Source organism: Bacillus sp. JJ675 (assembly GCF_036963165.1).
GTDB lineage: Bacteria > Bacillota > Bacilli > Bacillales > Bacillaceae > Bacillus > Bacillus glycinifermentans.
Window position 1 is genome coordinate 1 of sequence record NZ_JBALMR010000132.1, and the last position, 1,767, is coordinate 1,767.

A 1,767-nucleotide genomic window follows, 5' to 3' on the forward strand; every position below is an offset into this window, starting at 1 on the left:
AAAGCTACGACGACGTTTTTGGGATTATCAGACTTCGCCCACTTGCCGTCTTTTGTTTTTTGACCCTGCGAAAAAACAACGGCATCAAGTCCCGTATCAGAGTCTCTTTTAATTTTTTCGACATACCAATAAGTTTTTTGGTCTGTTTGTATCGGTTTCCCCGTTTTCAATTTATCATCTAATCTTTCGCGGTTGTAAGATTCCTGACTTAGCGTATAATAAGTTTTATCTGTTATTTTTGGAACTTTTATCTTGTCACTCATATACATCGCCTCTTTATTTTTGTAAAATAAGATAGGAAAGGGTTGATTTCCAATTGAAAAAGAAAAAGTACATAATTATCCTTATTTTAATAATTATAGCAGTTGGGGGACTTTTTATGAAGCATCAGCACGATCAAAAGGAAAAAGAGATTGCTTTATTCGAAGAAGCTCAGAATCATATGGAAAAGTTTCTAACAACTAACTATAAAGATGTGGATGATATCCATTTTTCTGAGGATTACTATATTAACCCAATGGGTGGTATAACTGTTAAGGGTTATACTAACGGAAAAAAAGAGTTTGAAGGTCTATATGATCCAGGCAATAAAGAAATATTGTCATATACGGTTGATGCCGAACCCAAAGAAGAATGTAAAGATAAGCTTTGTACAAGATAAATTAGCCCGCTCAATCGAGCTGGGCTAATTTTGTTTTATTGCTCTTCCTCTATCTCCTCGACATAAAACAAATCTTCTATAGGTACATTTAATCCTCTGCTAATAAGGAATAGTGTTGTGATATCATATCTTGTATTTGTTTTAAATCTGCTTATCGTAGCCTCAGTAGTACCAACTAACTCAGCCAATTCCTTCTGGCTTTGAATTCCCTTCTCCTTCATAACTTCATTTAACCTAGATCTAACTATAAGCTTTTTCAAAAATTCACACACCCTTTAGGCAAGTCTAATTAATTTCATATTACACATTTGTAATTTTTTTCGCAATAGGTGTTGACTTACGAATTACGCAAGTGTAATATTATGATAAGTGATTACGGATTACGCATATGTAAGGAGTGGTGGTATGAAAGACATAGAATATAAAAGTATCAACAAAAAACATTGGGAATCGCTTATTGTGGACTACGTTGTGTACGATCCGAATACAGGGGCCGTCGATTACCGAGAGCCTTCCGAAGTGCTTCACCTTGGATCTGGTATCGCGCTCGAAGTTAACGAAGCCTATCTCACGCTTTATAAGATGCGCGGCAAAGAGGGCGAATGGGAAATCGGAGAAAAGTGCGAAGTCCTGTACGATCTGCCGCTCGAATTTCCTGTCGGATTTAATTTCGGCCTAACAACTGAAGAGATCGCGAAAATGGCTGTACTCGATTTCATGCTATTTTTGGCGCAAAAAAAGGAGGAGACGCTGTGAGCGAATTAAAATGGATTGACGCAAAGGAGCAGCCGAAGAAAATGTCCGTGGATTTCGTTGTCATATATTCGGACACCGGTGAAGAAAGCCGCGAACGGGTAGAGGTCTTAAACGTAGGTCGCGACTATGTACTTTATATAGACGAGGAGTGGCTTAATCTTTATCGTCTATATCACGGTCCTCACGGTTTAGAAATCGGTCAGCGTGCGGAATTGATTTACGATCTACCGTACGTCTCTGACTCGGAGATGGATCTCGGAAACTATTGCGAATATGAATACGATCGAGCTGTTGGCTCATCTTGGTGGACAATTAAAGGAGGTAGTCGGAGAATGAACGTTTACTATAGA

4 protein-coding genes and 1 pseudogene are annotated in these 1,767 nt (G+C 38.4%); 3 read left to right on the forward strand and 2 right to left on the reverse strand.

Annotated features, from left to right (window positions below; all coding sequences use genetic code 11):
• Positions 1–263: pseudogene (locus V7126_RS23900) on the reverse strand (lipase); the annotation flags it as partial.
• A gap of 53 nt (positions 264–316) precedes the next feature.
• Here V7126_RS23900 and V7126_RS23905 point away from each other — a divergent pair.
• Positions 317–661, forward strand: coding sequence for a DUF1433 domain-containing protein (locus V7126_RS23905; RefSeq protein WP_006640653.1), 345 nt, complete (start codon positions 317–319; stop codon positions 659–661).
• Between the two features lie 35 nt (positions 662–696).
• Here the strand turns inward: V7126_RS23905 and V7126_RS23910 are convergent, their stop codons facing one another.
• A complete protein-coding gene (locus V7126_RS23910) occupies positions 697–921 on the reverse strand; it encodes a helix-turn-helix domain-containing protein (protein WP_006640654.1) in 225 nt (74 codons plus the stop codon).
• A 145-nt stretch (positions 922–1,066) separates the two neighbouring features.
• Between V7126_RS23910 and V7126_RS23915 the strand changes: the two genes are divergently transcribed.
• On the forward strand, positions 1,067–1,417 hold the full coding sequence (locus V7126_RS23915) for a hypothetical protein (RefSeq protein ID WP_006640655.1): 351 nt from the start codon (positions 1,067–1,069) through the stop codon (positions 1,415–1,417).
• On the forward strand, positions 1,414–1,767 hold a 354-nt coding region (locus tag V7126_RS23920), incomplete at its 3' end, for a hypothetical protein (RefSeq protein WP_335499873.1). The genes V7126_RS23915 and V7126_RS23920, both read left to right, overlap by 4 nt.

Coding starts and splice junctions, on each gene's coding strand:
- V7126_RS23915 (WP_006640655.1), top strand. CDS start 1,067: ATGAAAGACATAGAATATAAAAGTATCAACAAAAAACATTGGGAATCG.